25 protein-coding genes are annotated in these 25,800 nt (G+C 71.8%); 15 read left to right on the forward strand and 10 right to left on the reverse strand.

Annotation, left to right across the window (positions count from 1 at the left end; genetic code table 11):
• Positions 1–83: 83 nt before the first annotated feature.
• Positions 84–521: a DUF4442 domain-containing protein gene (locus ACFYQQ_RS37535; RefSeq protein WP_355789168.1), complete on the reverse strand. Its 438-nt coding sequence runs from the start codon at positions 519–521 to the stop codon at positions 84–86.
• 217 nt (positions 522–738) lie between these two features.
• Between ACFYQQ_RS37535 and ACFYQQ_RS37540 the strand changes: the two genes are divergently transcribed.
• Together ACFYQQ_RS37540 and ACFYQQ_RS37545 are read left to right on the forward strand one after the other, a co-directional pair.
• Positions 739–1,761 (forward strand): hypothetical protein, encoded by a 1,023-nt coding sequence (locus tag ACFYQQ_RS37540; protein ID WP_355789162.1) that lies wholly within the window; start codon positions 739–741, stop codon positions 1,759–1,761.
• A 58-nt stretch (positions 1,762–1,819) separates the two neighbouring features.
• Entirely contained in the window at positions 1,820–3,163 is a 1,344-nt protein-coding gene (locus tag ACFYQQ_RS37545; RefSeq protein WP_388907004.1) for an MFS transporter, read from the forward strand.
• On the opposite strand, the gene ACFYQQ_RS37550 is transcribed toward ACFYQQ_RS37545, so the two are convergent.
• The 3 genes from ACFYQQ_RS37550 to tuf form a co-directional block, all read right to left on the reverse strand.
• Positions 3,125–3,970 carry a spermidine synthase gene (locus ACFYQQ_RS37550; RefSeq protein WP_388907007.1) on the reverse strand — a complete coding sequence of 282 codons (846 nt, stop codon included), beginning with the start codon at positions 3,968–3,970 and terminating at the stop codon, positions 3,125–3,127. The genes ACFYQQ_RS37545 and ACFYQQ_RS37550 overlap by 39 nt on opposite strands.
• A gap of 88 nt (positions 3,971–4,058) precedes the next feature.
• Positions 4,059–4,901 (reverse strand): patatin-like phospholipase family protein, encoded by an 843-nt coding sequence (locus ACFYQQ_RS37555; RefSeq protein WP_356243688.1) that lies wholly within the window; start codon positions 4,899–4,901, stop codon positions 4,059–4,061.
• Between the two features lie 129 nt (positions 4,902–5,030).
• Positions 5,031–6,212, reverse strand: coding sequence for an elongation factor Tu (gene tuf / locus ACFYQQ_RS37560; protein WP_388907011.1), 1,182 nt, complete (start codon positions 6,210–6,212; stop codon positions 5,031–5,033).
• Positions 6,213–6,903: 691 nt separating this feature from the next.
• On the opposite strand from tuf, the gene helR reads away from it, so the two are divergent.
• On the forward strand, positions 6,904–9,072 hold the full coding sequence (helR, locus tag ACFYQQ_RS37565) for an RNA polymerase recycling motor ATPase HelR (protein ID WP_388907055.1): 2,169 nt from the start codon (positions 6,904–6,906) through the stop codon (positions 9,070–9,072).
• Positions 9,073–9,238: 166 nt separating this feature from the next.
• Positions 9,239–10,075, forward strand: coding sequence for a TVP38/TMEM64 family protein (locus tag ACFYQQ_RS37570; protein ID WP_355790175.1), 837 nt, complete (start codon positions 9,239–9,241; stop codon positions 10,073–10,075).
• 58 nt (positions 10,076–10,133) lie between these two features.
• Here ACFYQQ_RS37570 and ACFYQQ_RS37575 read toward each other — a convergent pair whose 3' ends face one another.
• A complete protein-coding gene (locus tag ACFYQQ_RS37575) occupies positions 10,134–11,303 on the reverse strand; it encodes a thiolase family protein (RefSeq protein ID WP_355790178.1) in 1,170 nt (389 codons plus the stop codon).
• A gap of 150 nt (positions 11,304–11,453) precedes the next feature.
• Here ACFYQQ_RS37575 and ACFYQQ_RS37580 point away from each other — a divergent pair, with 150 nt between their 5' ends.
• From ACFYQQ_RS37580 to ACFYQQ_RS37590, 3 genes are all read left to right on the forward strand, one after another.
• Positions 11,454–11,915 carry a winged helix-turn-helix transcriptional regulator gene (locus ACFYQQ_RS37580; protein WP_388907015.1) on the forward strand — a complete coding sequence of 154 codons (462 nt, stop codon included), beginning with the start codon at positions 11,454–11,456 and terminating at the stop codon, positions 11,913–11,915.
• A gap of 560 nt (positions 11,916–12,475) precedes the next feature.
• Positions 12,476–13,351 (forward strand): undecaprenyl-diphosphate phosphatase, encoded by an 876-nt coding sequence (locus ACFYQQ_RS37585; RefSeq protein WP_356171266.1) that lies wholly within the window; start codon positions 12,476–12,478, stop codon positions 13,349–13,351.
• Positions 13,352–13,558: 207 nt separating this feature from the next.
• Entirely contained in the window at positions 13,559–13,738 is a 180-nt protein-coding gene (locus tag ACFYQQ_RS37590) for a hypothetical protein (RefSeq protein WP_356171269.1), read from the forward strand.
• A 100-nt stretch (positions 13,739–13,838) separates the two neighbouring features.
• On the opposite strand, the gene ACFYQQ_RS37595 is transcribed toward ACFYQQ_RS37590, so the two are convergent.
• Together ACFYQQ_RS37595 and ACFYQQ_RS37600 are read right to left on the reverse strand one after the other, a co-directional pair.
• Positions 13,839–13,973, reverse strand: coding sequence for a hypothetical protein (locus ACFYQQ_RS37595; RefSeq protein WP_355784711.1), 135 nt, complete (start codon positions 13,971–13,973; stop codon positions 13,839–13,841).
• Positions 13,974–13,992: 19 nt separating this feature from the next.
• Positions 13,993–14,277, reverse strand: a complete 285-nt coding sequence (locus tag ACFYQQ_RS37600; RefSeq protein WP_355784708.1) for a hypothetical protein — start codon at positions 14,275–14,277, stop codon at positions 13,993–13,995.
• A 434-nt stretch (positions 14,278–14,711) separates the two neighbouring features.
• Here ACFYQQ_RS37600 and ACFYQQ_RS37605 point away from each other — a divergent pair, with 434 nt between their 5' ends.
• Positions 14,712–15,002 (forward strand): hypothetical protein, encoded by a 291-nt coding sequence (locus ACFYQQ_RS37605; RefSeq protein ID WP_355784705.1) that lies wholly within the window; start codon positions 14,712–14,714, stop codon positions 15,000–15,002.
• A 99-nt stretch (positions 15,003–15,101) separates the two neighbouring features.
• Here the strand turns inward: ACFYQQ_RS37605 and ACFYQQ_RS37610 are convergent, their stop codons facing one another.
• Positions 15,102–15,695: a hypothetical protein gene (locus ACFYQQ_RS37610; RefSeq protein ID WP_355784717.1), complete on the reverse strand. Its 594-nt coding sequence runs from the start codon at positions 15,693–15,695 to the stop codon at positions 15,102–15,104.
• A gap of 312 nt (positions 15,696–16,007) precedes the next feature.
• On the opposite strand from ACFYQQ_RS37610, the gene ACFYQQ_RS37615 reads away from it, so the two are divergent.
• The 4 genes from ACFYQQ_RS37615 (at position 16,008) to lnt (ending at position 21,655) form a co-directional block, all read left to right on the forward strand.
• Positions 16,008–18,068, forward strand: coding sequence for a restriction endonuclease (locus ACFYQQ_RS37615; protein WP_355784702.1), 2,061 nt, complete (start codon positions 16,008–16,010; stop codon positions 18,066–18,068).
• Between the two features lie 336 nt (positions 18,069–18,404).
• A complete protein-coding gene (locus tag ACFYQQ_RS37620; protein ID WP_355784699.1) occupies positions 18,405–18,998 on the forward strand; it encodes a DUF4291 domain-containing protein in 594 nt (197 codons plus the stop codon).
• A 322-nt stretch (positions 18,999–19,320) separates the two neighbouring features.
• Positions 19,321–19,845, forward strand: a complete 525-nt coding sequence (locus ACFYQQ_RS37625) for a nuclear transport factor 2 family protein (RefSeq protein WP_355784696.1) — start codon at positions 19,321–19,323, stop codon at positions 19,843–19,845.
• A 232-nt stretch (positions 19,846–20,077) separates the two neighbouring features.
• On the forward strand, positions 20,078–21,655 hold the full coding sequence (gene lnt / locus ACFYQQ_RS37630; protein ID WP_388907022.1) for an apolipoprotein N-acyltransferase: 1,578 nt from the start codon (positions 20,078–20,080) through the stop codon (positions 21,653–21,655).
• Here the strand turns inward: lnt and ACFYQQ_RS37635 are convergent.
• Positions 21,579–22,484, reverse strand: a complete 906-nt coding sequence (locus tag ACFYQQ_RS37635) for a Gfo/Idh/MocA family oxidoreductase (RefSeq protein WP_356171286.1) — start codon at positions 22,482–22,484, stop codon at positions 21,579–21,581. The genes lnt and ACFYQQ_RS37635 overlap by 77 nt on opposite strands.
• Complete coding sequence (locus tag ACFYQQ_RS37640) at positions 22,481–23,740, reverse strand: FAD-dependent monooxygenase (protein ID WP_355791741.1); 1,260 nt, start codon at positions 23,738–23,740, stop codon at positions 22,481–22,483. Before ACFYQQ_RS37640 ends, ACFYQQ_RS37635 begins: the two co-directional genes overlap by 4 nt.
• A 124-nt stretch (positions 23,741–23,864) precedes the next feature.
• On the opposite strand from ACFYQQ_RS37640, the gene ACFYQQ_RS37645 reads away from it, so the two are divergent.
• The 3 genes from ACFYQQ_RS37645 to ACFYQQ_RS37655 all read left to right on the forward strand — a co-directional run bounded on the left by ACFYQQ_RS37645 (position 23,865) and on the right by ACFYQQ_RS37655 (position 25,679).
• Positions 23,865–24,455 (forward strand): TetR/AcrR family transcriptional regulator, encoded by a 591-nt coding sequence (locus ACFYQQ_RS37645; protein WP_355791744.1) that lies wholly within the window; start codon positions 23,865–23,867, stop codon positions 24,453–24,455.
• Positions 24,456–24,599: 144 nt separating this feature from the next.
• Complete coding sequence (locus ACFYQQ_RS37650; protein WP_355791747.1) at positions 24,600–25,112, forward strand: DinB family protein; 513 nt, start codon at positions 24,600–24,602, stop codon at positions 25,110–25,112.
• Between the two features lie 108 nt (positions 25,113–25,220).
• On the forward strand, positions 25,221–25,679 hold the full coding sequence (locus ACFYQQ_RS37655; RefSeq protein WP_355782880.1) for a hypothetical protein: 459 nt from the start codon (positions 25,221–25,223) through the stop codon (positions 25,677–25,679).
• The last annotated feature ends 121 nt before the right edge of the window (positions 25,680–25,800 follow it).

A 25,800-nucleotide genomic window follows, 5' to 3' on the forward strand; every position in this document is an offset into this window, starting at 1 on the left:
CGTCCGGCGCACGCGGCGCGGTCGTCCTTGCGGGCGGCCGTCCCGGGCGGCCGGAGTGGGCCGGCTGCCCGGGGCGTGGAGGATCAGCCGTTCGGGCGGAGGGTCCAGACAACCGTCATCTCGCCGGTGACGGCACCGTCCGCGCGCTGGATGGCGATGGCGACCGGGAACTCGGGCCGCTGACCCGCGTCGAGTTCGGCGATGACCTCGGCGGCCGGACGGCCCAGCGTCGCGGTGGCGGTGACGGGGCCCATGGCGAGCTTCTTGTACGCGATCGCGGCGCTGACGGCGAGCGGCACGGCGCGCGACAGCTGCTCCCCGAACGCCGCCAGGACGATCGCGCCGCTCGCGGACTCACCGAGCGTGAACATCGCTCCGGCGTGCGGGCCACCGACGTGGTTGTGGTACTCGCCCTGGTCCGGCAGGGCTACCACTGCCTTCTCCGGCGTGGTCTCCAGGAACTCCAGGTTGAGGGTCCTGGCCATCGGCACGGTGGCGGCGAGCATCTCGCCGATCGACATCTGGTCTGCGCTCATGCGCTGATGTTACCCACGAGTAGCCACCGTTGGCCAGGACCCGTGGGCGATCCCCGCGTCCCCTCGGTGCGGGTATACGGCGGAAAGCCCGGGAAAGGGCGGAACCGGTCCCCCGCCCCGGGCGCGGATGCCGGCGCCCGGTACAGGTCTGACGAGAGGCAGTGACCCAAACGTGTCACGGGCGGCACTAGGGTTACTGCCCATGTGGCCAGGACAGCAGCCGCCCGGGGGCGAGCAGAACCCGCAGGACCAGAACCAGAACCCGTACCAGCAGTCGGGTTACCAGCAGCCGAATCCGTACCAGCAGCAGGGATACCAACAGCCGGGGTACCAGCAGCCCAACCCGTACCAGCAGCAGCCGGGTTCGGGGCAGTGGGGCGCTCCCACCCCCGCGGGCGCGCCCGAGCCGTCGCCCGGTGGCGGGAAGAGCACGAAGGTCGTCGCGATCGTGGCCGCCTCGGCCGTGGTCGTCACCGCCGCTGTCACCGGTGTGCTGGTCCTCGGCGGCGACAAGGACGACAAGGCCGACGGCAAGAACACCAAGCCGTCCGCCACCGCCTCCGAGAAGCCGAGCGAGTCCCCCACGGGTGAGAACCCGCGCGGCACCGACGACGAGAAGCCGACCATCGCCGGCTGGAAGGTCGTCATCAACCCCAAGTGGGGTACGGCGTTCGACGTCCCGGCGGAGTGGGAGGTGCGCACCCCCGGCACCTTCATCGGCTTCGAGGACGCCCAGAAGGAGGACGGCTCCGCGGTCGTCGGCATGTCGGCACCTGCCTTCCTCAAGGAGAAGTGGTGCACGACCGACGACGACAAGGACGGCACGAAGGACGACACCGAGCTCGCGGCGGCCGGCACCAAGGGCCAGAGCGGCGCGAAGAGTGCGGCCCAGGCCGCCCGCAGTGACTCCGCGACCTGGGCCTGGGCCGGTTACACGGACCAGACCAAGGCCGACGAGAAGAAGATCGTGATCGGCAAGGCCGAGGACTTCACCTCGGCGTCGGGCCTCAAGGGCAGCATCGCGACGAGCTACACACGCGGGGTCAAGAAGGACGACAAGTGCGACACCGAGGGCAAGGCGACCACGTTCGCCTTCAAGAACTCCTCGGGTGACTTCGCCTCCTTCACCTTCTACGGGGCCAAGGGCGTCAAGGACGAGGTGCCGGACGCGATCGTGAAGAAGATCGCCTCCACGGTGCGGCTGCACGGCGACCCCGAGTCCTGAGCCGCCGTCCGGCACCGGACGGTCCGGTGGGCCCGGCACCTGACGGGCAATCGACTTGATGGGACGGGACGCGGCGGGGGAAAGTCGGCGGGTGAACAGTGCCGTCGACGCTCCCCGCCACCGCCCCTCCTGGGCCGGCCGGAACTACTCCCTGCTGACCGCCGCCGCGGTCGTCACCAACCTGGGCAGCCACGGCGCCCTGATCGCGGCGGCCTTCGCGGTCCTCGACGCGGGCGGTGACGGCGCGGACGTCGGCCTGGTCGCGGCGGCGCGCACCCTCCCGCTGGTCCTGTTCCTGCTGATCGGCGGCGCGGTCGCGGACCGGCTGCCGCGCCACCGGGTGATGGTCGCGGCCAACGCGCTCAACTGCCTCTCCCAGGCGGCCTTCGCGGTCCTCGTCCTCGCCGGGGAGCCGAGGCTGTGGCAGATGATGCTGCTCACCGCGCTCGGGGGCATGGGGCAGGCGTTCTTCAGCCCGGCGGCCGAGGGCATGCTGATGTCCTCCGTCACCGGGGAGCAGGCGAGCCGCGCCTTCGCCCTGTTCCGGATGGCGATGCAGGGAGCGGGACTGGGCGGCGCGGCCCTCGGCGGGGCGATGGTCGCCGTGACCGGACCCGGCTGGGTGCTGGCCGCTGACGCGCTGGCCTTCGCGGTCGCCGGATCCCTGCGCGCGTTCCTCGACGTGAGTCACATACCGTCCCGCGTGCCCGGCGGCGGAATGCTCGCCGATCTGCGCGACGGATGGCGGGAGTTCACCGGGCGGCCGTGGCTGTGGGCGATCGTCGCGCAGTTCTCCGTCGTGGTCGCGGTGGTCGGCGCCGCCGAGTCGGTCTTCGGTCCGCTGGTCGCGCGTGACAGTCTCGGCGGCGCCGGACCGTGGGGCCTGGCCCTCGGTGCGTTCGGCGCCGGCACCGTCGGCGGGGCGCTCTTGATGACGCGCTGGCAACCGCGCCGGCTGCTGCTCGCGGGCACGCTGTGCGTCTTCCCGCTGGCCGCTCCGTCCGCCGCGCTGGCCGTCCCCGTGCCGCTGGGCGCGCTGTGCGCCGTGATGTTCGTCAGCGGCCTGGCGATCGAGGTGTTCGGTGTCTCGTGGATGACCGCACTCCACCAGGAGATCCCCGAGGACAAGCTCTCCAGGGTGTCGGCGTACGACTGGTTCGGCTCGATCGCGATGGTCCCGCTGGCTACGGCCCTCGCCGGCCCGGCGGAACAGGCCTTCGGCCGCGGCGCCTCCCTGTGGGGCTGCGCGGTGCTGGTCGTCGTGGTCACGGCGGCGGTCCTGTGCGTGCCCGACGTACGGAACCTGACGCGCCGGACGAAGGCGGTGGCGCGGGCCACGCCGGTGTCGGACGTCGTCCTGGGGTCAGCCGATGCCGAAGGCTCCGTCGGGCGGCTCGGGTGAGGGCACCGCGTCCTCGTCGTGCACGGGAGCCGCGCCGCCGATGAAGTCCCGCAGTGCGGAGCCGTGTTCGACGCGGGCGGGGAAGGCGTCGGAGGCGGTACGGCGGGCGAGGGCCGCGGTGTCGAGGGGGCGGTGGGACGCCACGAGCACGGCGTTTCCGAACCGGCGGCCGCGCAGCACGCCCGGTTCGGCGATGAGCGCCAGCTCCTCGAACACCGTGGAGAAGGTGGCCAGTTGGGAGCGGAGGAAGGCGAAGGGCGCCGCGTCGGCGAGGTTGGCCAGGTAGACGCCGTCGGAGCGCAGGGCACGTCCGGCGGCGCGGGCGTAGGCCACGGACGTCAGGTGTGCCGGGACGCGCGAGCCCCCGAAGACGTCCGCGAGCACGACGTCCGCCGACCCGGGCGCGGCGGCCTCCAGCCAGTCGCGGGCGTCCGCGCCGTGCACGGTGATCGCCGCCGCCTCGGGCAGCGGCAGGTGCTCGGTGACGAGGGCCAGCAGGGCGCGGTCCGCCTCCACGACGTCCTGGTGTGAGCCGGGCCGGGTCGCCGCGAGGTAGCGGGGCAGGGTGAGGGCGCCGCCGCCGAGGTGCACGACGTCCAGTGCCCGTCCCGGTTCCGCGACGGTGTCCAGCACGTGCCCGAGCCGCCGCGCGTACTCGAACTCCAGGTGCGTCGGGGCGTCCAGGTCGACGTACGACTGCGGGGCCCCGTCGACCGTGAGCAGCCAGGCCCGCCGCCGGTCGATGTCCGGCATCAGCTTGGCGGTCCCGTGATCCACGTCCCGCGTCACGGGTATCGGCTCGTCCACGGCTCCATTGTGCCGTCGTTCACGCACCGCGAAGGGCCAGGCCCGTCCCACCGGCCAACGGGGACGGCCCGCGCTCCCCCGCCCCCGCTCAGCCCCGCCACACTTCCGCGAGCTCCGTCGCGTGTGCCGGTGCCTGGTCCAGCCCGGCTCGCGCCGCGGCTGCCCGTACTGCCGGGTCCAGCGGGTTGCGCCCGAACGCCCGCTTCGCCGCCCGGTCGGGTGTGACGACAGCCACGCGCGCACCGGCCTCCGCCAGCCTGCGGCCCTGCACGGCGGCGGGCACCAGGGGGCCGCCGCCGACGGCCAGGGGCGCGAGGACGACCACGCGCTCGTATCCGGCGGCCAGGTGGGCGTTGGCAGCGGAGTGGATACCGCCGTCGGTGTACCGGCGGCCGCCGATGGTGACCGGCGGCCAGACGCCGGGGACGGCGCAGCTCGCGGCCACGGCGTCCACGAGGGCGACGCCGCTGTCCTTGCCGAAGACGCGCAGTTCGCCGGTGGCCGTGTCCACGGCGGGCATCAGCAGGGCGCGGTCGGGCCACTCTGGCGAGACGAGCCGGCTCTCGATGGCCGCGCGGCGCTCGGCCTCGGAGGTGGTGTTCGCCGCGAGCGCCGTCCGGCCGAGCCTGCGGCCGTACGCCTCGGGGGTGCGCGAGGTCAGCGCGGACCAGACGAACCGGAGGATCAGCGCGGGACCCAGACGTCCGGCGATCTCGGCGGCGGGCGGGACGAGCTGGCGCCGGTAGAGCCCCTCCAGCGTCAGCTCGCCGGAGGTGAGCTGGGCGCCGACCGAGGATCCGGCGGACGTGCCGATCACCACGTCGGCGTCGCTCAGGTCGACGCCGGCCTCGCCGAGCCCGTACAGGATTCCCGCCAGCCAGCCGATCCCGGCGTGGCCTCCGCCACCGAGCACAAGTGCCTTGCCTGCCACGGTTTTCCGCCCTCCCGCGCCGCCCGTCGCCCTGGGAGGCCAGTGTCGCGCACGGCAGCGGCACGCACCGGCGCGGGTGCCCGCCCTCTTCGGGACGGGCACCCGCGCCGTGCGAGCCCTGCGCCGGTCTCAGCCGACCGACGTCACCGTGCCCGCGCCGACCGTCCGGCCGCCCTCGCGGATCGCGAAGCCGAGACCGGGCTCCAGCGGGACCTCGCGTCCGAGCTCCACCGTCATCGTGACGGTGTCACCGGGCCGCGCGAGGGCCGCCTCGCCCAGGTCGACGTCGCCGGCCACGTCCGCGGTGCGGATGTAGAACTGCGGCCGGTAGCCGGTCGCGACGGGCGTCGTACGGCCGCCCTCGCGCGTCGGCAGCACGTACACCCGCGCCGAGAAGCGGCGTCGGGGGACGACGCTGCCGGGCGCCGCGACCACGTGCCCGCGGCGCACCGCGTCGCGGGGCACTCCGCGCAGCAGCAGGGCCACATTGTCCCCGGCCTGCGCCTCCGCCATGGGCTTGCCGAAGGTCTCCAGGCCGGTGACGACGGTGTCCACGGCCGCGCCGAGCACCTCGACCCGGTCGCCGACCCGGATCGTGCCGCGCTCCACCGCGCCCGTCACGACCGTGCCGCGCCCGGTGATGGTGAGCACGTTCTCGACGGGGAGCAGGAACGGCGCGTCGAGATACCGCTCCGGCATGGGCACGTACGTGTCCACGGCGTCGAGCAGCGCGTCGATCGCGGCGGTCCAACGGGGGTCGCCCTCAGAGGCCTTGAGCCCGGAGACCCGTACGACGGGCACGGCGTCGCCGCCGTAGCCGTGCGCGGAGAGCAGCTCGCGGACCTCCAGCTCCACGAGGTCGGCGAGCACCGCGTCCTCACCGTCGTCCACGGCGTCGGCCTTGTTGAGGGCGACGACGATGTGGTCGACACCCACCTGCCGGGCGAGCAGCACGTGTTCGGCGGTCTGCGGCATGATCCCGTCGAGCGCGGACACGACGAGGATCGCCCCGTCGAGCTGGGCCGCGCCGGTGACCATGTTCTTCACGTAGTCGGCGTGGCCCGGCATGTCCACGTGCGCGTAGTGCCGGGTGTCGGTCTCGTACTCGACGTGGGCGATGTTGATGGTGATGCCGCGCGCGGCCTCCTCCGGCGCCCGGTCGATCCGGTGGAACGGGACGAACGTGCCGGAGCCGCGCTCGGCGAGGACCTTGGTGATGGCGGCGGTCAGGGTGGTCTTGCCGTGGTCGACGTGCCCCATGGTGCCGATGTTCAGGTGCGGTTTGGTCCGCACGTAAGCCGTCTTGGGCATGGCTGTACCTCGAAGCCTCTTCGTGTCAGCTGAGCTGAGTGAGAGCTCCGGCGCACACGGGCCGGAGCGGGGACCCCGAGGACTCGCCGACCCTCCCCCTGCGGGGTCCGCCGGACGATCCGGGAAGGGTCAGCTTCGGGCGCCGTCGACGGCGGCCGTGACGATGAGGACGGCAGCCTTCGGCGCATCCGCTGCTGCGGATGTCGCGAGGAGGAAGGCGTGCCGGAACATGAGGCGATCATCGCCGACGCGTGTGCGCACGTCGAATGGTTTTCCGCGGCCCGGTCACGCCCGGTGCCGACGGGGCGTCAGGGGCCGGTGGTGCGGCGGGCCGGCGCCGCGTGGGGGCCGACGGGTGACGGGCCCCCGGGCCTCACCGGGGCTGCGGGACGAGGGCCCCACACTCTCTGCCGACCCGACGCGGGCGGCGGATGCACGGGACGCCCGGCCGCCGGGATCCGTGACGCGGGGCCGTCCTCGCGCGACGGACAAAGAGAGGTCGCCCGCGCGCCGGGGGCAAAGAGGGGCCGCCTACGCGCCGCGGGCAAAAAGAAGAGGAAAGGAGGGGTGTCCGCTCCTTTCCACTCTCAACGTATAGCGCACCGGGGGCCTTGCGGCAAGGCCCCCGTGATGCCGCACACTGACCGGCCGAAGCCGACCGCCGTGCCACCCCGAACCGGAGCCGATGCCTGTGAATCCGCTGACCACCAGCGTGTTCGACCTTCCCGACCACCTGGCCCCCAAGGCCGACCCGGAGCTGATCGCCGCCGACGAGCGGTACTTCGCGGACCTCGCGCGGACCCTCGACCAGACGATCGCCGAGCTGTCCGATCGTCTCGCCGCCGAACGCAGGGCACCCGGCGGCACGGGCCGCCAGGCGATGGACCGGGACGCGGAGATCCACCGCCTGACCGCCCGCCTGCGCACCCTGCGCCGCTTCGGCCTGGACCTGTGCCTCGGCCACATGGTCGCCGCCGACGGGTCCGGACCCGTGTACGTCGGCCGGCTCGGCCTGACCGACAGCACGGGCCGACGGCTGCTGCTGGACTGGCGCTCACCCGCCGCCGAGCCGTTCTTCGGCGCCACCCACGCCAACCCGATGGGGCTGGCCAGTCGCCGTAGGTACCGCTGGACCCGCGGCCGGATCGGCGACTACTGGGACGAGGTGTTCACCGCGGACGGGTTCGCCGGGCACGCCGCGCTCGACGACCAGAGCGCGTTCATCGCCAGTCTCGGCGGCAACAGGTCGGCCCGGATGCGCGACGTGCTCGGCACCATCCAGGCCGACCAGGACGCCATCATCCGGGCGGGTTCCCGGGGAGCCCTCGTGGTGGACGGCGGTCCGGGTACGGGGAAGACCGTCGTCGCCCTGCACCGCTCGGCCTACCTCCTGTACTCCGACCCGCGTCTGAGGCAGCGCCGGGGCGGTGTGCTGTTCGTCGGCCCGCACCGGCCCTACCTCGCGTATGTCTCGGACGTCCTGCCCAGCCTCGGCGAGGAGGGCGTGCAGACCTGCACGCTGCGGGATCTCGTCACCGAGGGAGAGGGGGCGGCGGCCGAGACCGATCCGGAGACGGCCCGGCTCAAGTCGTCCGCGGACATGGTGCGGGCGATCGAGACCGCCGTCAGGTTCTACGAGGAGCCGCCGGCGAAGGGGATGACGGTCACCACCCCGTGGTCCGAGGTCCTGCTCGGTGCCGACGACTGGGCCACGGCGTTCGAGGCGGCGGAGCCGGGCAGCGCGCACAACGAGGCACGCGACCAGGTCTTCGAGGAGCTGCTCACGATCCTCGTCGAGAAGCACGACGAGGACGCGCCGGCCGAGGCGGTCCGCAGATCGCTGCGGCAGGACAGGGAGCTGGTCGCGGCCTTCGACCGGGCGTGGCCGCTGCTGGAGGCGGCCGACCTGGTGGGGGATCTGTGGTCGGTGCCGGCCTATCTGCGGCTGTGCGCCCCCTGGCTGAGCCGCGAGGAGGTACGCCGGCTCCAGCGCGCCGACGCCCGGGCCTGGACGGTGTCCGATCTGCCGCTGCTGGACGCGGCACGGCAGCGGCTCGGCGATCCGGAGGCCGCCCGGCGCCGGCGCCGGCAGGAGTCGGTCCTGGCGGCGCAGCGCGAGCGCATGACGCAGGTGGTCGACAACCTGATCGAGGCCGCGGCCGACTCGGGTGCCGACGGCGACGACGGCGAGGGCCTCGTGAGGATGCTGCGCGGTGAGGACGCCCGGGTCAGCCTGGTGGACGAGTCGGAGCTGCCCACCGCCGATCCGGACCTGCTCGCCGGACCGTTCGCGCACGTCGTCGTGGACGAGGCCCAGGAACTCACCGACGCGGAGTGGCAGATGCTGCTCCTGCGGTGCCCGTCACGGAGTTTCACCGTCGTCGGGGACCGCGCCCAGGCCAGGCACGGCTTCACCGAGTCGTGGCGGGAACGGCTGGAGCGGATCGGCCTCGACCGGATCACGCTCGCCTCTCTCGACGTCAACTACCGCACGCCGGCGGAGGTCATGGCGGAGGCCGAGCCGGTCATCCGTGCCGCGCTGCCGGACGCGAACGTGCCGACGTCCATCCGCAGCAGCGGCGTCCCGGTCGTCCACGGGACGGTCTCGGACCTGGACGCGGTCCTGGAGAGCTGGCTCGCCGACCACGCCGACGGGATCGCGTGCGTGATCGGAGCCCCGGGTTTCCGGGCGAGGTCCCGCGTCCGGTCGCTGACCCCCGAGCTGTCCAAGGGGCTGGAGTTCGACCTGGTCGTCCTCGTGGACCCGCAGGACTTCGGCACGGGGATCGAAGGTGCGGTGGACCGGTACGTGGCGATGACCCGGGCGACCCAGCGGCTCGTCGTCCTGACGGGTTCCTGAGCCCGGCGGGCGGTCGCTCAGCCGCCGCGGTTGAGGTGAGCGGACGGAACGTCAGCAGGGGGCGCTGTCCGGCATGCCGCCCGACACACACGATGTCGGGGAATCTGTGACCTCCGTGAGACGAACCATACGGCGATCACACACACCGGTCGGTTAGTGTCACCGGATGCTCGATGCCACCACCCGCTCTGGGGGCACCGCCACGGCCACTCCCCCGGCCACCGCCACGGAGCCCGTCTCCGCCACGCAGTTCCCCGGCACCGGACCGCTCACCGGCGCCACCCGTCCCGGACCGTCCGACCCGGACCGCTCACTGACCTCGAGAAGACTCGCCGCCCGCTGCACCGGGGTACTGCTCTCGCCCTGGTCCCGGCTGTCCCTGCTGCTCGTCCTGCTCGCGGCGGCCGCGTCCGGTGTGCTCCTCTTCGAACCGCAGCGCCTGCTCGCGGACGGCTGGCCGCCCGAGCTCGGCGGCACGGCGGCGGCCCTGGTGTTCGCGGTGGCGTACGGCCTGTGCACGGTCGCGTTCGTGCCCCGGCCGCTGCTCAACCTCGCGGCGGGCGCCCTGTTCGGCTCCCAACTGGGAGTGGGCGCCGCGCTGGGCGGGACCGTGCTCGGCGCGGGCCTTGCCTTCGGTCTCGGCCGCTTCCTGGGTCAGGACGCCCTGCGCCCGCTGCTGCGGGGCCGCTGGCTCAAGGCGGCGGACGGGCAGCTCAGCCGGCACGGCTTCCGCTCGATGATGGTGGCCCGGCTCTTCCCAGGGGTGCCGTTCTGGGCCGCCAACTACTGCGCTGCCGTATCCCGTATGGGCTGGCTGCCGTTCCTGCTCGCGACGGCGCTCGGCTCGGTGCCGAACACGGCGGCGTACGTCGTCGCCGGCGCCCGCGCCTCGGCACCGACCTCGCCCGCGTTCCTCGTCGCCATGAGCTTCATCGCGGTACCGGCACTGGTCGGCACGGTGGTGGCCTGGCGCAAGCGCCACCACCTGCGCGCCGTCCGCTGACCCGCCGAAGGCCCGGTCACCCGTTCACCTGGTGCTGCGGCTCACCGCTCCGACGGGCCTACACGGCCTCCAGCACCATCGCGTTGGCGAGGCCGCCCGCCTCGCACATCGTCTGGAGCGCGTAGCGGGCCCCGCGTTCGCGCATCGCGTGCACGAGGGTCGTCGTCAGCCGGGTGCCGCTCGCGCCCAGCGGATGACCGAGGGCGATGGCGCCGCCGTGCACGTTGACCCGGCCGAGGTCCGCTCCGGTCTCCTGCTGCCAGGCGAGGACGACGCTGGCGAAGGCCTCGTTGACCTCGAAGAGATCGATGTCGTCGAGGCCGAGCCGCGCCCTGCGGAGCACCTTCTCGGTGGCCGGGACGACGCCGGTGAGCATCAGCAGCGGATCGGAGCCGGTCACCGCGAAGCTGTGGAGTCGCGCGAGCGGGCGCAGACCGAGCCGGGCGGCCGTCTCGCTCGACGTGATGAGCACGGCCGAGGCGCCGTCGTTGATCGGGCTCGCGTTGCCCGCGGTGATGTTCCACTCGATCTGCGGGAAGCGCTCGCCGAAGGCGGGGTCGTAGTAGGCGGGCTTGAGCCCGGCGAGGGTCTCCGGAGTGCTGGCGGGCCGTACGCACTCGTCCCGCCGTACGCCGTCCAGCGGGGCCACCTCGGCGTCGAACAGGCCGTTGTCCCAGGCCGCGGCCGCCTTGCGGTGGGAACTCACCGCGAAGGCGTCCAGCTGCTCGCGCGACAGCCCCCACTTCGCGGCGATCAGTTCGGCGCTGATGCCCTGCGGGACGAGACCCTCCGGATAGCGCTCGGCGACGCCGGGCCCGAAGGGGTCCTTGCCCGCCGGCACGTTCGACCACATAGGGACGCGGCTCATGGACTCCACACCGCAGGCGACGACCAGGTCGTAGGCACCGGACAGGACGCCCTGCGCCGCGAAGTGCACGGCCTGCTGGGAGGAGCCGCACTGCCGGTCGACGGTCGTCGCGGGAACCGTCTCGGGGAACCCCGCCGACAGCACGGCGTACCGGGTGGTGTTCATGGCCTGCTCGCCGACCTGGTCGACGGTGCCGCCGATGACGTCGTCGATCAGCGCCGGATCGACGCCGGACCGCTCGACCAGGGCGCGCAGGGTGTGGGCGAGGAGTTCCACGGGGTGGACATGGGCGAGGGCGCCGTTCGGCTTGCCCTTGCCCACGGGGGTGCGTACGGCTTCGACGATCACGGCGTCGCGCATGGTGGGCCTCTCCAGTGAGGAACCGGCGGTCGGACGGGCTGGGCCGCACCGCACACCCGGAACGGGTGAGTTGGTTTCCCAAACCCGCTAAGTGACCCAAGAGTAGCCCAGAGGGTTGGAAGAACCAACCCACCCTCTAGACTGGTCGGCATGAAGGACTCCCGCCCCTGCTCGATCGCCGCCACGCTCGCCCTCGTCGGCGAGAAGTACTCCCTGCTCGTGCTCCGCGAGGTGTCCCTGGGCGCCACGCGTTTCGACCAGCTGGTCCGCAACATCGGGGCCCCGCGCGATGTGCTGACCGCGCGGCTCAAGCGGCTGGTGGAGGCGGGCGTGCTGGAGAAGGTGGAGTACAACGAGCGCCCCAAGCGCTACGAGTACCGGCCCACTCCGGCCGGCCGGGAGCTGGAGTCGGTGCTGTTCACGCTGATGGCATGGGGGGACCGGCATCTCCAGGAGGACGGTTTCCGCCCCATGGTGCTGCAGCACTCCTGCGGCCACGAGCTGGTCGCCCAGGTCGTCTGCCGGGACTGCGGCGAGGAGGTCCGGCACGACAACCTGACGGCCCACCCGCAGTCCCCGGGCTGGACGGTGACGGGGCCCGCGGCGGCATAGGGGCGGCTGTGCGCACGGCGGTTACGTGGGTTACGCAGGGGTCCGACTGCGCGCACTGGGCGTGACGTCGGGGTTCGACTGTATGCACTGCGCGTGACTTGAGGTGCGCCTGCATGCACGAGGCGTGACGTTGGGCCCGTTGCGTTCACGGCGGGTGACGTAGGGGCTTGGTTGCGTGTACGGCGGGTGGTTCGGCGTGCACGTTCTGGGCGTCGCGGTCACCGGCGCGCACCGGCCGCATGACCTGACGTACCGTCAACTAGCTTTTTGCATGGTCAAGTTACGGGATCGATCCGGCAGCCATGGAAGGTGTCGGCCCCAGGACAGTCCGCGCGGGAACAGTCCCGAGCGGCCGTGCGGCGGGCGATACCGACCCCTGCGGGGAACCCCGGCCGGGGGCGCCGGTGTTTCGAACGTCCTGCGAAGACCCTGTGGTCGGGCTGTCGGTACGGGACGCTACGCTGCCCCTCAACACCCGTGATCACCGCGCCCCGACGGCCGGTGCGCGCGGCAACGCCCCATCAACCCTTCCACGATCAGCACTTGGACCACGAAATTCCATGTCTTGGTTTGAATCCCTCGTCCTCGGACTCGTCCAGGGGCTGACCGAATTCCTTCCCGTCTCGTCCAGCGCGCACCTGCGCCTCACCGCCGCGTTCGCGGGCTGGCACGACCCGGGAGCGGCCTTCACGGCGATCACCCAGATCGGCACGGAGGCCGCGGTGCTGATCTACTTCCGTAAGGACATCGCGAGGATCGTCTCGGCGTGGTTCCGCTCGCTCACGAACAAGGCGATGCGGCACGACCAGGACGCCAAGATGGGCTGGCTGGTGATCGTCGGCTCGATCCCGATCGGCGTGCTCGGCGTGACGCTCAAGGACCAGATCGAGGGACCCTTCCGCGACCTGCGGCTGACCGCGACGATGCTGATCGTCATGGGTGTCGTGCTCGGCGTCGCCGACCGGCTGGCGGCACGCGACGAGACGGGCGGCCGGCACCGCGCCGCCAAGCAGCGCAAGTCGCTCCAGGAGCTGAGCGTCAAGGACGGCCTGATCTACGGCGTCTGCCAGGCGATGGCCTTGATCCCGGGCGTCTCCCGGTCCGGCGCCACCATCAGCGGCGGCCTGCTCATGGGCTACACCCGTGAGGCCGCCGCCCGCTACTCCTTCCTGCTCGCCGTCCCCGCCGTGCTCGCCTCCGGCGCGTTCGAGCTGAAGGACGCCAGCGAGGGCGGGCACGTCTCGTGGGGACCGACGATCTTCGCCACGATCATCGCGTTCGTGGTCGGCTACGCCGTCATCGCCTGGTTCATGAAGTTCATCTCCAGCAAGAGCTTCATGCCGTTCGTCTGGTACCGGATCGCGCTGGGCATCGTCATCATCGCGCTCGTGGCCACGGGGGCGCTGAGCCCGCACGCGGCGGAGTCCGCGGGCTGACCGGGGCGCGTCCGAGGCCGCCGCGGTGGACCCCGGCGGCCCGGCCGTGGCCGCCCCTGCCGGGCCCGTCACGCCCGCGGGTCACCTGTCAGGGCGCCCCAGGTCGCGGCAGAACACGTTCCACCAGGATCCACCGTGACCAACCACATACGGTGTGCGTAGCCGTCCGGTAGCGCAGTGTCAGTCCTTGCGCCTAGGCTGTTCCGCATGTCCCCAGATTCCGTGCCCCCTGGTTCCGTGCGGTCTGCGGCCGCGTTAAATGAGCAGATTCGTGCGCTCTGGATGCGTACGGGCGGCTCCTTGTCGGCGCAGGAGCGGGCGGAGTACGAGCTGCTGGTCGTGGAGTGGGCCGCCGCCATCCGCGGTGAGGTCATCGAGGCCGCCTGACCACCGGCCCGGCCGCCGTACCGTCCCGCACCCGCGGCTCCCGGCCATCCCGACCCGCGTCCGGAGCCTCCGGGGAGGAGTCTCCCCGCCCAGGACACCCCTACGACCGCAGATGCGCGAGAACCACCTCGGCGACCAGGTAGGTCCGCTCGTCGGGCAACAGCACGGCGGCCAGGTCGAGTTCACCGGCCCGCACGCGCGCGTGGATCTCGTGGGCGAGCGGTGTCAATTGCATGTGGCTGGTCCGAACGCTGTCATGCGGAAGCCACCACCTCGCCGGCCATGACCTGTGGAGGGTTGGGGAGCAGGGACGCAAGGTTGTCCCGCACGAAGTCCGCAGCTCTCGAGATCGATTCGGCGGCACCGGCCTGGTCCTGGAAGACGCTGGTCGAGACCATCACTCCGTCCCCGGTGTCGATCCAGTAGTAGGCCACGAAGCCGGAGACCTGGCGCATGAGCGGCACGAACCCCTCGTTCACGAGACGTGCCGCCTCGGCCGAGTCGGTCACCCCTTCGTACCGCCGGACTGCTGCGTACATCACCAAGCTCCTCAGGTCGTCCTGGGTTCGTCGTCTGCTGAGACGTCGTACCCCTGCGACGGTTGCCCGGCTCACAAGGCGTCTGGCAATCACCTAAAGGGCCGCCGTGGGTGATCCGAACGGCGGCCGCCGGCCCGGACACACGACCCTGCGCACGTCTGCCACGAGAAGGCGTCGACGCGGAGTGGAGCAGCCCAAGCCGGTGACCGCCCGCAGCCCGAGGAAAGGCTGTGAACGCGGCTTGATGACCCATGTCAAGCCGCGTTCACAGCCCTTTTGCCTTCCGAGAAGGACTTCCAGCCCTCAACGGGTCTGTGAGGGCGGCTTGGTGATCCATGCCAAGCCGCGCTGACGAATCTCACCGAGCTGCGGGCAGCCGTCAGAGGTATCGCGGAAGAGTGATCAACCATGCGCACATCTTCCATGGCGTTCGAATGACTCCTCCCGCTGCGTGGGCGGCCGCGATGGGCGCCGACTACCTGGCGCTCCCCCACGAACCGACGGGGCAGCAGGTCCGGCTGCTCACCGCAGGATTGCACCGCGTGCCTCTGCGTCCCTTCTGCCCCTGGTACCCCACCGAGTTCTACGTGGCCCCGGGGCTCGTCCTGCACGTCTCGGGCTCGGCGGACGACGACATTTTCAGCGTCTGGGCCGGCGCTACCCACCGCAGCGCTCTCGCCCCGCTGGCCGAAGCCGCTGTCGAGTGGAACCAGTTCGACGTGTGATCTCGCTTCGTCCCCTTGCTGCCCGCAAGACACGGGTGCCGACAGATGGCGGAGCGTATCGCCGGAGGGCTCCCACGACCAGCTGAGCGCACGACTCGGTCAGGCTCCGGTGCTACCGAAGAGGGTGTCGTCCAACCTGCGTGTCCACAAGGCAAGGTCGCTGCTCGTCGCCACGGCAATGGTCTGTCCGGAGGGCGAGAAGCCCGCTGTGCGGAATGTGGAGTAGTTCGCGTGGAAGATGTGCCACCACTGCTCCGCGTGCGGACCGGCGTGGGGCAGCCCGCCGTCGCGGGACAGCAGGACGCGCTCGTTCGGCCAGGCCGGGGTGACGACCTCCAGGGTCCAGCCGTCCCCGGTGGTGGTGTGCAGCCCTCCACCGAAGAGCCCCGCGATGCGCACACGGCTCCCAGCGACCGGTCCCAGTCCTGGGCAGGACAGATCGACGACCGCGTCGGGGGTGCTGTCCTCGGGGTCGAGATCGCACTCCCTGGCGATCTTGTCCCCGGTGACGGCGTCGAAGAGGCCATGACCGTCGGAGGAGACGACCATCACCAGATCACGGCCGCTGTCGGGATGCGTCGCGAAGCCGATCCCGAGCAGACCACCGACGGCAACGCCGTATGTGTGCTCGAAGACGGGCCGCCAGGGTTCAGGGGCGGGCACCACGGGGGCCGCGAGAAGCCGGTTCCGCATCGCTCGCTGGTACGCCGAGAGCTCGGGCTCACGCTCCGACTGCTCGGCCGGCCCCGCCTTCTTCGTCCACTTCACGTGTCCATGATCCACGCTTCGGCGGGCTCACCCAACGGAGTTGATGCAGCCCGGCACTTGAGCACGTGCTCTTGCGGTCTGTGAACGCGGCTCGATGACTCACGTCAGACCGTTCACATCCTTTGACGAGTACATATGCGAGATCGTGATTGCTCGATAGAGTCATCTCTTACAGTTGGTTGCGGGGACAACCAAATGCTCTTCGGCTGCCCCCGTCCTGGGGAGGGCCTGCAGCACATGAGTCGTCGTTCTACTGGTTCTGTCGGCGTCTGGGCTGAGATGCAACGGCAGCAGCAACGCCAGATGGAAACTGAAGCCAGACGCCGTAGGCAGCAGGAACAGCAAGCGCGGGCCTACCAACGCCGAGCTGCCCAGAGCCACCGCGAGTACCGACAGGCCGAGGCTCTACGGCGCACGGAGGAGTTGGACGCGCAGGTAGCGTCGTTGCAAGGTCTACTCGCCTCTGGTTGCCGGGCTCCCGCCTTCAGGGCTGCCTCTCTCATGCGACCTGAGAATGTCCAGCCCTTCGCCCCAGGACCGTTGGCACAACCGGTGCCCATGCCGGACTTCAGTCACTACCAGACACAGAGCGGTTGGACGGCGAGTCGAAGGGCCCAGGCGCAGGCCGAAGCACGAGCGCGCTTCGAGCGTGACTGGCAGGCTGCCCAGGCGGCGGAAACTCAGCGGCAGCAACAACTCGCGTCGTACCAGCGGGAGTACCAGCAATGGGCTGACACCCAGCTGGCAGATGTACGGCTGCACAACGCCGGCATCGGCGCGATGACCGAAGGCGTAAGGCGTCAGGATCCCGATTCCGTGATCGAGTACTTCACTGCCGCCCTCTACGCCTCGACGGCGTGGCCGGAGAACTTCCCACGGCAGGTGGCAGCTGCGTACGACCCGGCAGCACGGCAGTTGGTCCTGGATTGGGAGTTGCCCGCTTACAGCATCGTGCCGGAGGTCAAGGCCGTTCGGTACATGTCCGGGGTCGACCAGGACAAAGAGACTCCTCGCCCGATAGGCCAGCGCCGGGCCCTGTACGGGGAGGTGCTGGCTCAGTGCATGCTTCTCGTTCTGCACGAGCTGTTCGGCGCAGATGAGCTGGGTGCGCTCGAGTCAGTGGCCTTGAACGGGTTCGTCGACGGGCATGACCCTACGACGGGCCGACCGGGTCATATATTCCTCGCGACCGTCATGGCCTCGCGCTCGTCCTTCCGTGACTTGCACCTGGCGCAGGTCGACGCAGGTAGTTGCCTGGCTGACGCACTGCGCGGGCAGGTCTCGGTGCGACCGGACCAGCTCACGCCGGTGCGGCCGAGCAGGCGGCCGCAGGATGTCGGAAACCGTGTTGTCACCCACGGCAGCGACGAGGAACCAGACCTGTTCGCCATGGACCCGATAGCCTTCGAGAATCTCGTTGCCGATCTTTTCCGTGCCATGGGGATGCAGGCGGTGACCACCCAGCGGTCCAACGACGGCGGTGTGGACGTCGACGCGCTGGATCCGACGCCGATCCGTGGCGGCAAGATTGTCGTGCAGGTGAAGCGCTACCGCAGCACGGTGCCGCCCACGGCTGTGCGCGACTTGTACGGAACGGTCCAGGACGCCGGCGCCAACAAGGGTGTCCTCGTGACGACGTCGGGGTTCGGCCCCGGCTCACACACCTTCGCCAACGGCAAGCCGCTGGAACTCATCTCAGGTGGCGAACTCGTCGATCTGTTGCATCGCCATGGACTGCGTGGGCGACTGGGTGAGCGTGGTCAGCAGGTCTCCGCGCAGGCGACGCCCTCGGGGCCGAACAGTCGACTGCCCGACGATTACAACGTCTTGGGCATGTCATGGACCGGAAGTGTCGCCTTGGACGTGTGCGCTCTCGTCTGCCGTGGCAACGAGGTCCTCAGTGACGATCACTTCGTCTTCTACAACAACCCGCAGACGCCGGACGGCTCAGTGCGTGCTCTTCCCGCCACCGCACCTGACAAGGCCGCGATCTGTGTCTCGTTCGACGGGTTGCCCGAGGAGGCTGACCGGTTCGTACTCGTGGCCGCCATCGACCCGGAGATCAACTCGGACGCCGACCTCTCCGGCTTCACGGACGCCCGCATCCGCCTACGCGACCCAGGGCTCGCCGAGCTGGGGCAACTCGAAGTCTCCGACGGCAAGCCACGCGAAACCGCCCTGGTACTCGGCTCCTTCCGTCGAAGGTCGAACGGAGACTGGGATTTCGTCCTGGGCGGCAAGGGCTACACGGGCGGTCTGGAGGCACTCGTCCAGGATTTCGGCATCGAAGTGGAGTAGAGCCCATCGGGGTCCGGAGCCGCTGCGCTGGCTGGGGGTTGTGAACGCGGCTTGGTGATCCATGTCAAGCAGCGTTCACAGACTGTCCGGACGCACCCAAGAACTGGGGCTACGACATCGCTGTCCTGGAGAGTCCCGCTGACGTTGCCGCACGCGTTCGGTATGTCCGTGACGTGTGGACCGGTGGCTGTGCGGAGGAACCTCCGTTCTGACTCCGGAGGCCACTTGGCCAGCACGGGCGACCGTCTGCCACTTGCGGCCGGCGGGCGCCGTCGCGTCACGCAACGGGTCGAAAATCGATGGTCATCCGAGCTGACCGGGCCCACGCTGTAGGCCATGGAAGAACCGCTTCGCAGGATCCGTGCGCTCCACACGGCGTCCACGGTCACCGTCTACCAGGCGTACCGCCCGGAGATCGGCGGACCCGCCGCCCGCAAGGGCCTTTTCCCCGTCACGTGGAAGCCTGACCGCATGACGTGGATCAAGCCCAGTTTCATGTGGATGATGTACCGCTGCGGCTGGGGCACGAAGGAGGGGCAGGAGACCGTCCTCGCCGTCGAGATCACGCGCGACGGCTTCGACTGGGCGCTGCGCAACGCATGCCTGTCGCATTATGTCCGCGGACTGCATCCCGATCGGGTCACCTGGCAGCGTGACCTCAAGCGCGCACCGGCTCGGGTCCAGTGGGATCCCGAACGCGATCTGCACCTGCGTCCCCTGGCGCACCGCTCGCTGCAACTGGGGCTCGCGGGTGAGGCGTCGGCGCGTTACGCCAACGAGTGGATCGTGTCCATCAGCGACGTGACCCCGCTCGCCCATGAGATCCACGCGCTCGTCAAGGACGGCGAACTGGACGCAGCTGCCCGACTGCTCCCCCAGGAGCAGGGATACCCCGCCGGTGACGAACTGCTGGCCCACCTGCGTCCCTGACCGGCGATCCGGGCACGACCGCCGGCATCACCCACGGGTTGCATGGAGGCAAAGGTCTGTGAACGCCGCTCGATGATCCACGTCATCCCGTCGCGCTTCCACGTCGACGGGAACCGTCCCGTCCGTACCGCCGGCTCCGCCGGTTCCGGGACGGTGGGCGGTGACGGTGGACGGGGTGTGCCGGGCGCGGACCTCCAACTTGGGCCGGGTGGGCGCCCGTTGATCGTTCAAGGGGACAGGGCAGCCGCGAATGCCCGTGAAGGCCGGCGAATATGGCCGCACGCCTCTTGGCTGATCCCCTTCCGTGGCCAACACTGAGCCGATGACGCAGCGTGTGGAGCTCGCGACCGTGATGGACCGGCTTGCCGTGGACGAACTGATCACCGACTACGCGGTGGCGGTGGACGACGGCGACTGGGAGGCGTACCGGGCGCTGTTCGCACCCGAGGGCCGCGCCGACTACCGCTCGGCCGGGGGCGTCGAGGGGGACGCCGCGCAGATCGCCGGCTGGCTCACCCGGAGCCTGGGGCTGTTCGCCATGCGGCAGCACCTGATCGTCAACCGGCGGGTCAGGTTCGGCCTGCTGGAGGGCGACACCGGCGACACGGCCCGGGTCCGGGCCGACTACGTCAACCCCATGCGGTTCGCGGGGCCCGGCGAGGGCACCGACACCTCCCCGGCGTCCACGGCACCGGACTTCGTCTGCGGCGGCCGCTACGCCTTCGCGTTGCTGCGTACGACCGAGGGCTGGCGTCTGCGCGAGGTGGTCGTCCAGGAGAAGTGGCGCACGGTCGCCACACGGCCCGCCGCCGAGGCGGCACCGCCCGCCCCGCTCCCCGGGAACTGACCGGCCGACCGCACGCCCCGGCGTCGGGTCGCACCTTCCGTCCACCGCGCCGCCGTCCCCCACCACCACGACCCCGGGTCCGCCATGAAGGGGCGGCGAGGCCGGGCTCCCGGGCCCCGAGGCCCGCCCGGTGAGGCGAGGCGGTCATCCCCACCGAGGTCCGGTCCCCCGGCTGTCTGAGATCCATTGCGGCGGGCAGACTGGGAGGGCACCTACCGGGAGGAGACGCCGTATGACCAGGGGCGCTGATCGGCTCGACTCCCGCTGGTGGCGGGGCGCCGCCGCGGTCGCGGCGGGCGCGCTGCCCATGTTCGCGTTCCCGGCGCCCTCGCTGTGGTGGTTCGCCTATGTCGCCCTGGTGCCCTGGATCCTGCTGATCCGTTCGGCACCGACCGGCCGGCGCGCGGCGTACGACGGCTGGCTGGGCGGGCTCGGCTTCATGCTGGCCGTGCACCACTGGCTGCTGCCGAGCCTGCATGTGTTCACGATCGTGATAGCGGCGCTGCTGGGCGCGCTGTGGGCGCCGTGGGGCTGGCTGGTGCGGCGGTTCCTGTCGGGAGTGCCCGCACGGGGCCGGGTGGCCGGCGCGCTCGTGGTGCTGCCGTCGGGCTGGCTGATGGTCGAACTGGTCCGTTCCTGGCAGGGGTTGGGCGGGCCGTGGGGCCTGCTCGGTTCGAGTCAGTGGCAGGTGGAACCGGCGCTGCGGCTGGCCTCGGTGGGCGGGGTCTGGCTGCTGAGCTTCCTGGTGGTGGCGGTCAACATCGCGGTCGCCGTGCTGGTGTCGGTGCGCGAGTCGCGGGTTCCGGCGCTGGCCGGGCTGGTGGCCACGGCCGCCGCGACCTCCGCGGCCTGGGTGTGGTCGCCGCGCCCCGACACGGACGGCGGGGTCCGGATCGCCGTCGTCCAGCCGGGCGTCGTCGTCGACGGCCCCGGCAGCGTCGAGAAGCGGTTCGCCCGCGAGGAGGCCCTGACCCGGCAACTCGCCGACAGGCAACCGGACTTGATCGTCTGGGGCGAGAGCAGCGTCGGCTTCGACCTGGCCGACCGGCCCGACGTGGCCGACCGGATCGCCGCGTTGTCCCGCCTCACCGGCGCCGACATCCTGGTGAACGTGGACGCCCGGCGCTCCGACCGCCCCGGCATATACAAGAGCTCGGTCCTCGTCGGGCCCCAGGGCCCCACGGGCGACCGCTACGACAAGATGCGCCTGGTGCCCTTCGGCGAGTACATACCGGCGCGTTCCCTGCTCGGCTGGGCCACCTCCGTCGGGAAGGCGGCCGGCGAGGACCGCCGCAACGGCAGCGAACAGGTGGTGATGAACGTCGGGCACGGGCTGCGCGTCGGCCCCATGGTCTGCTTCGAGTCGGCGTTCCCCGACATGAGCCGCCGCCTCGCGCAGGACGGCGCGGAGGTGCTGCTCGCGCAGTCGTCGACGTCCTCGTTCCAGCACAGCTGGGCACCCGCCCAGCACGCCTCGCTGGCCGCGCTGCGGGCCGCCGAGACCGGCCGGCCCATGCTGCACGCGACGCTGACCGGGGTCTCCGCCGTCTACGGGCCGAGCGGCGAGGCAGTCGGTTCCCGGCTCGGCACCGGCACCGACGGCGCGGCGGTGTACGAGGTACCGCTGGCCACGGGTGTCACGCCGTACCTCCGCTTCGGCGACTGGCCCGTGCACCTGGCGCTGCTGGTGCTGGCCGCGCTCGGCGCCACCGAGTGCGCACGGTCGCTGCGCCTCAGGCGGACGGCTCCTGCACCGCGCGTACCACCCGCTCGCACAGTTCATGGGTCGCCAGCGCGTCCCGGGCACTGAGCACCTTCCCCGCGCGCACGGCGTCGAGGAAGGCGAGCACCACCTGCTCGATGCCGCGCTGGCGGGCCACCGGCACCCAGTCCCCGCGCCGCCGCACCGTCGGCTGGCCCTTGTGGTCGATCACGTCGGCGAGGTTGACCACCTGCCGCTTGGTGTCCTGGCCCGAGACCTCCAGGATCTCCTCGGTGGAGCCGCTGAGCCGGTTCATGACGCCGAGCGCCGTGAAACCGTCTCCGGCGAGCTGCAGCACGACGTGGTGCAGCAGCCCGTCCTCGCTGCGGGACCGCACGGTGATGTCGTCGACCGGGCCCGGGACCAGGAACCGCAGCGTGTCCACCACGTGGATGAAGTCGTCGAGGACCATGGTGCGCGGCTCCTCGGGCAGTCCGACGCGGTTCTTCTGCATCAGGATCAGCTCGCGCGGATGCTCGACGCACTGCGCGTACCCGGGTGCGTGACGCCGGTTGAAGCCCACGGCGAGGCTCACACCCCGCTCCTCGGCGAGCTCCACCAGGCGCTCGGAGTCGGCGAGTTCGTAGGCGAGGGGCTTGTCGACGTACGTCGGCACGCCCGCTTCCAGGAGCCGGGTGACGATCTCGGGGTGGGCGACGGTGGCCGCGTGCACGAAGGCCGCGTCCAGGTCCTGGGCCAGCAGCCCGGAGAGGTCGGTGTGGCGCTGCGCCGGCGGCAGGTGGAGGCTGTCGCCGATCTCGGCGAGCGTCGCGGGCGTCCGGGTCTGCAGGTGCAGTTCGATCCCCGGCAGGGTGGACAGCACCGGCAGGTACGCCTTGCGCGCGATGTCACCGAGTCCGATGCAGCCGACCTTCACGGGAGTCTCCTCGACGGGTGTGCGGGGTTTCGGGGAGTCCACTCGGGGCTCCTCACGTCGTCGGAAGCATACGGCGGCCCCGGCGGCCGCCAGTCGGCGATGCCGTCGAATCCGCGCAGGAAGAACGCCGGTGCGGCCTTCGACAGGGTGCTGACGGCGGTGTCGCGGAGGGCGGCGCCGACCCGGTTGCGCGTCATGTTCAGCCGGGCCACGCGGACGGCCTGGCGGGCGATGGCGGTCGTACGGGATCTGCGGTCCGCGGTGTACGCGGCGAGGCCGGGCAGCTCGCGTCCGGAGCCGGTGCCGTGCGGTCCGGCGTGGTGGGCGAGTACGACGGCGTCCTCGATGGCCTGGTTGCCGCCCTGGCCGAGGGTCGGCGGCATCGCGTGCGCGGCGTCGCCGAGCAGGGCGACCCGGCCCCGGTGGAAGGCGGGCAGGGGTTTCGCGATGTGGTGGACGTCGTGCCGCAGGACATCGGCGGGGGCCGCCGCGTCCAGGACGGCGGGGATCGGGTCGTGCCAGTCGCCGTACCGGCGCAGCAGTTCGGCCTTCTCGTCGTCGGGGGCACGCTGCCCCGCCGGGGCGAGGGCGGCTGCGTACGCGTAGACCCGGCCGTCCTTCAGCGGATGCGTGCCCCAGAGGTGCCCGGGGCCCCAGGTCTCGTGGGAGGCGAAGCGCAGGCCCGGCACCGGGATGACGAGGCGCCAGCTGGTGAAGCCCGCGTAGACGGGGCCGGGGTGCTCGGGGAACAGCGTGCCGCGTACGGCGGAGTTGATGCCGTCGGCTCCGACGACCAGCCCGGCCTCCAGCTCCCCGTCCGGGGTGCCGATCCGGGCCGGTGCCCCGGTGCTCTCGCCGGGGTCGAGGAGGGTCGCCCCGGACGCGGTCCGGATGCTGCCCTCGGGGAGACGGGCCGCCAGGCTCGTGATCAGGCTCGCCCGGTGCAGCACCACGAGGGGGCCGCCGAACCGCTCGGCCAGGGCGGCGGCGTCGACCCGTGACAGCCAGCGGCCCCCGGGCGTGCGCAGCCCTCCGTCGCCCTGCCAGGCGGCGAGGTCGCGGATCTCGTCGCCGAGTCCGATCACGTCGAGAGCGCGCAGGGCGTTGGGCGCGAGCGTGATGCCGGCGCCGACGGGGGCCAGCGAGGCGGCCCGTTCGAGCACGGTGACCCGCCAGCCGCGCCGGTGCAGGGCCACCGCCGCCGTGAGACCTCCGATTCCGCCTCCGACCACGACGGCGTGCGTCGACCGTGCCATGTCTCCTCCTCGGCTCCCCCGCGGGCAGCACCCCACGGACAGCGACTTCCCCGGCTACTACGCCTGTAGTGACCGGACGGCTCGACGCTACTACAGATGTAGTGAGCCGGGTAGGTTGGTCCCCATGTCCGTACGCAGCACCGGCCCCGGCCGCGCCGACCTCGTCGCCGACACCGCGCTCCGGCTCCTCGCCGAGCGCGGCATGCGGGGCCTCACCCACCGGGCCGTCGACGAGGCGGCCGGGCTCCCCCAGGGCTCGACGTCGAACCACGCCCGTACCCGGCTGGCCCTGCTGGAGAGCGCCGTCCGCAGGCTGGCCGAGCGCGAGGCGCAGATCCTCACCCCCGAGGAGCTGCCGGACCCCCGCGGCGGCCCGGACGCCCTCGCGGACGGGCTGGCCCGCACGCTGCACCGGTACCTGACCCGGCACCACCACCTGCTGATCGCCCGCTACGAACTGGCGCTGGAGGCCACCCGGCGCCCCGAGCTCCGGACCTTCTTCGACGCGGCCGGGCAGCGCTTCCGCGACCCGCTGCAGGTGCTGGTCACCGACGCCGGTTCAGCGGACCCGGCCCGGCACGTGCTGTCCCTCGTGGCCTGGTGCGACGGGCTGATGTTCTCGTGCGTGGCGGGCGCCTTCCACGCGTCGGTGCCGACCGAGGACGAACTGCGCGCCGGCCTGCGGGAGTTGCTGCGCGGCATGCTGGACGCCTGAAGCGGTCGGGCCGTGGGCCGACGGCTTGGGTGCCGTCGCCGCACGCCCGTCGCCGGCTGTGGTTCGGGCAAGCCCGAGGGACCGCGAGGCGCGCGCGGAAAAAACGGCGTGCCGTCTCCGGCCGGCGTCCGCGAAGATGGCCGCATGACTATCGAGCGCACCGTACCCGCGACCGACGGCGACGAGCGGTCCATGCTCGACGGCTGGCTGGAGTACCACCGCGAGACCCTCGCGACGAAGTGCGAGGGTCTGAGCGACGCGCAGCTCAGGACCGCGTCGGCGGCCCCCTCCGACCTCTCCCTGCTCGGTCTCGTCCGGCACATGGCGGAGGTCGAGCGCATCTGGTTCCGCAAGGTCCTGGTGGCCGACGACCCGGGGCCGATCTACTTCAGCGACGAGGACCCCGACGGCGAGTTCCATCTCACCGAGGCCGACACCTGGGACGAGGCACACGCGACCTGGCGGGAGGAGATCGCGATCGCCGCACGCAACGCGGCCCCCCTCGGCCTCGACGACCTCGCGAAGGGCCGGAGCAGGCTGACGGACGCTCCGATCACCCTGCGCTGGATCTACCTCCACATGATCGAGGAGTACGCGCGTCACAACGGGCACGCGGACCTGATCCGGGAACGCCTCGACGGCACCACCGGCGACTGACGGGCCACCCGTGCCCGGGTGACGGCACCCCGCCGGTCCGTCACCCGTGTGGGGCATCCTCCGCCTGTCCGCTCCCCAAAGGGGTCCGGACCCAGCAGAGTTGCGCGGGTGCATCGAACGACGACCACCGCAACGCTCCTGGTCACCGTGGCCGTCTCGGCCCTCACCGGCTGTATGACGGTCCCGCGGTCGCCCGCGTCCGGCCCGCCGCCCTCCCTGCCGGTGGCACCCCGCCCCGACGGCAGCGCCGAACCGCGTGTCGTACAGGCCCCGGCCCGGGAGGCGCTGGAACGCGTCGGCCCGTCCCGGCGCCCCTCGCCGACGCCGCCCGCACCGCATCGGACGACCGCCCCGCCGGCCCCCGTGGGACCGTCGCCCGCGCCCCCGCGTCCCAGGCACGAGAACCTGCCCCCGAAGCGGCAGAGGCCCGAGGCCCGGGCCGCCGTCCCGCCCGCTCCCCGCGGCGGCGGAAAGAACGCCGATGTGTGCGCGCTGGGCAGGAAGTACGGCGGCTGGGCACCGGACAGTCCGCAGGCGGTCATCTGCAAGGGTGCCTACGGCCGTTGACGACGGCGGCACCACCGCGCCATCACCCCCGACAGGCCCCCGAGGGCACCAGACCCCAGCTCACGGCGTCCGCGCGTCGATGAGGCCATACGCGCGCGGCACCGGCAAGCCGCCGAACTCC

Origin of the sequence: Streptomyces sp. NPDC005496 (assembly GCF_042872045.1) — a bacterium.
In the GTDB taxonomy this organism is placed as follows: domain Bacteria; phylum Actinomycetota; class Actinomycetes; order Streptomycetales; family Streptomycetaceae; genus Streptomyces.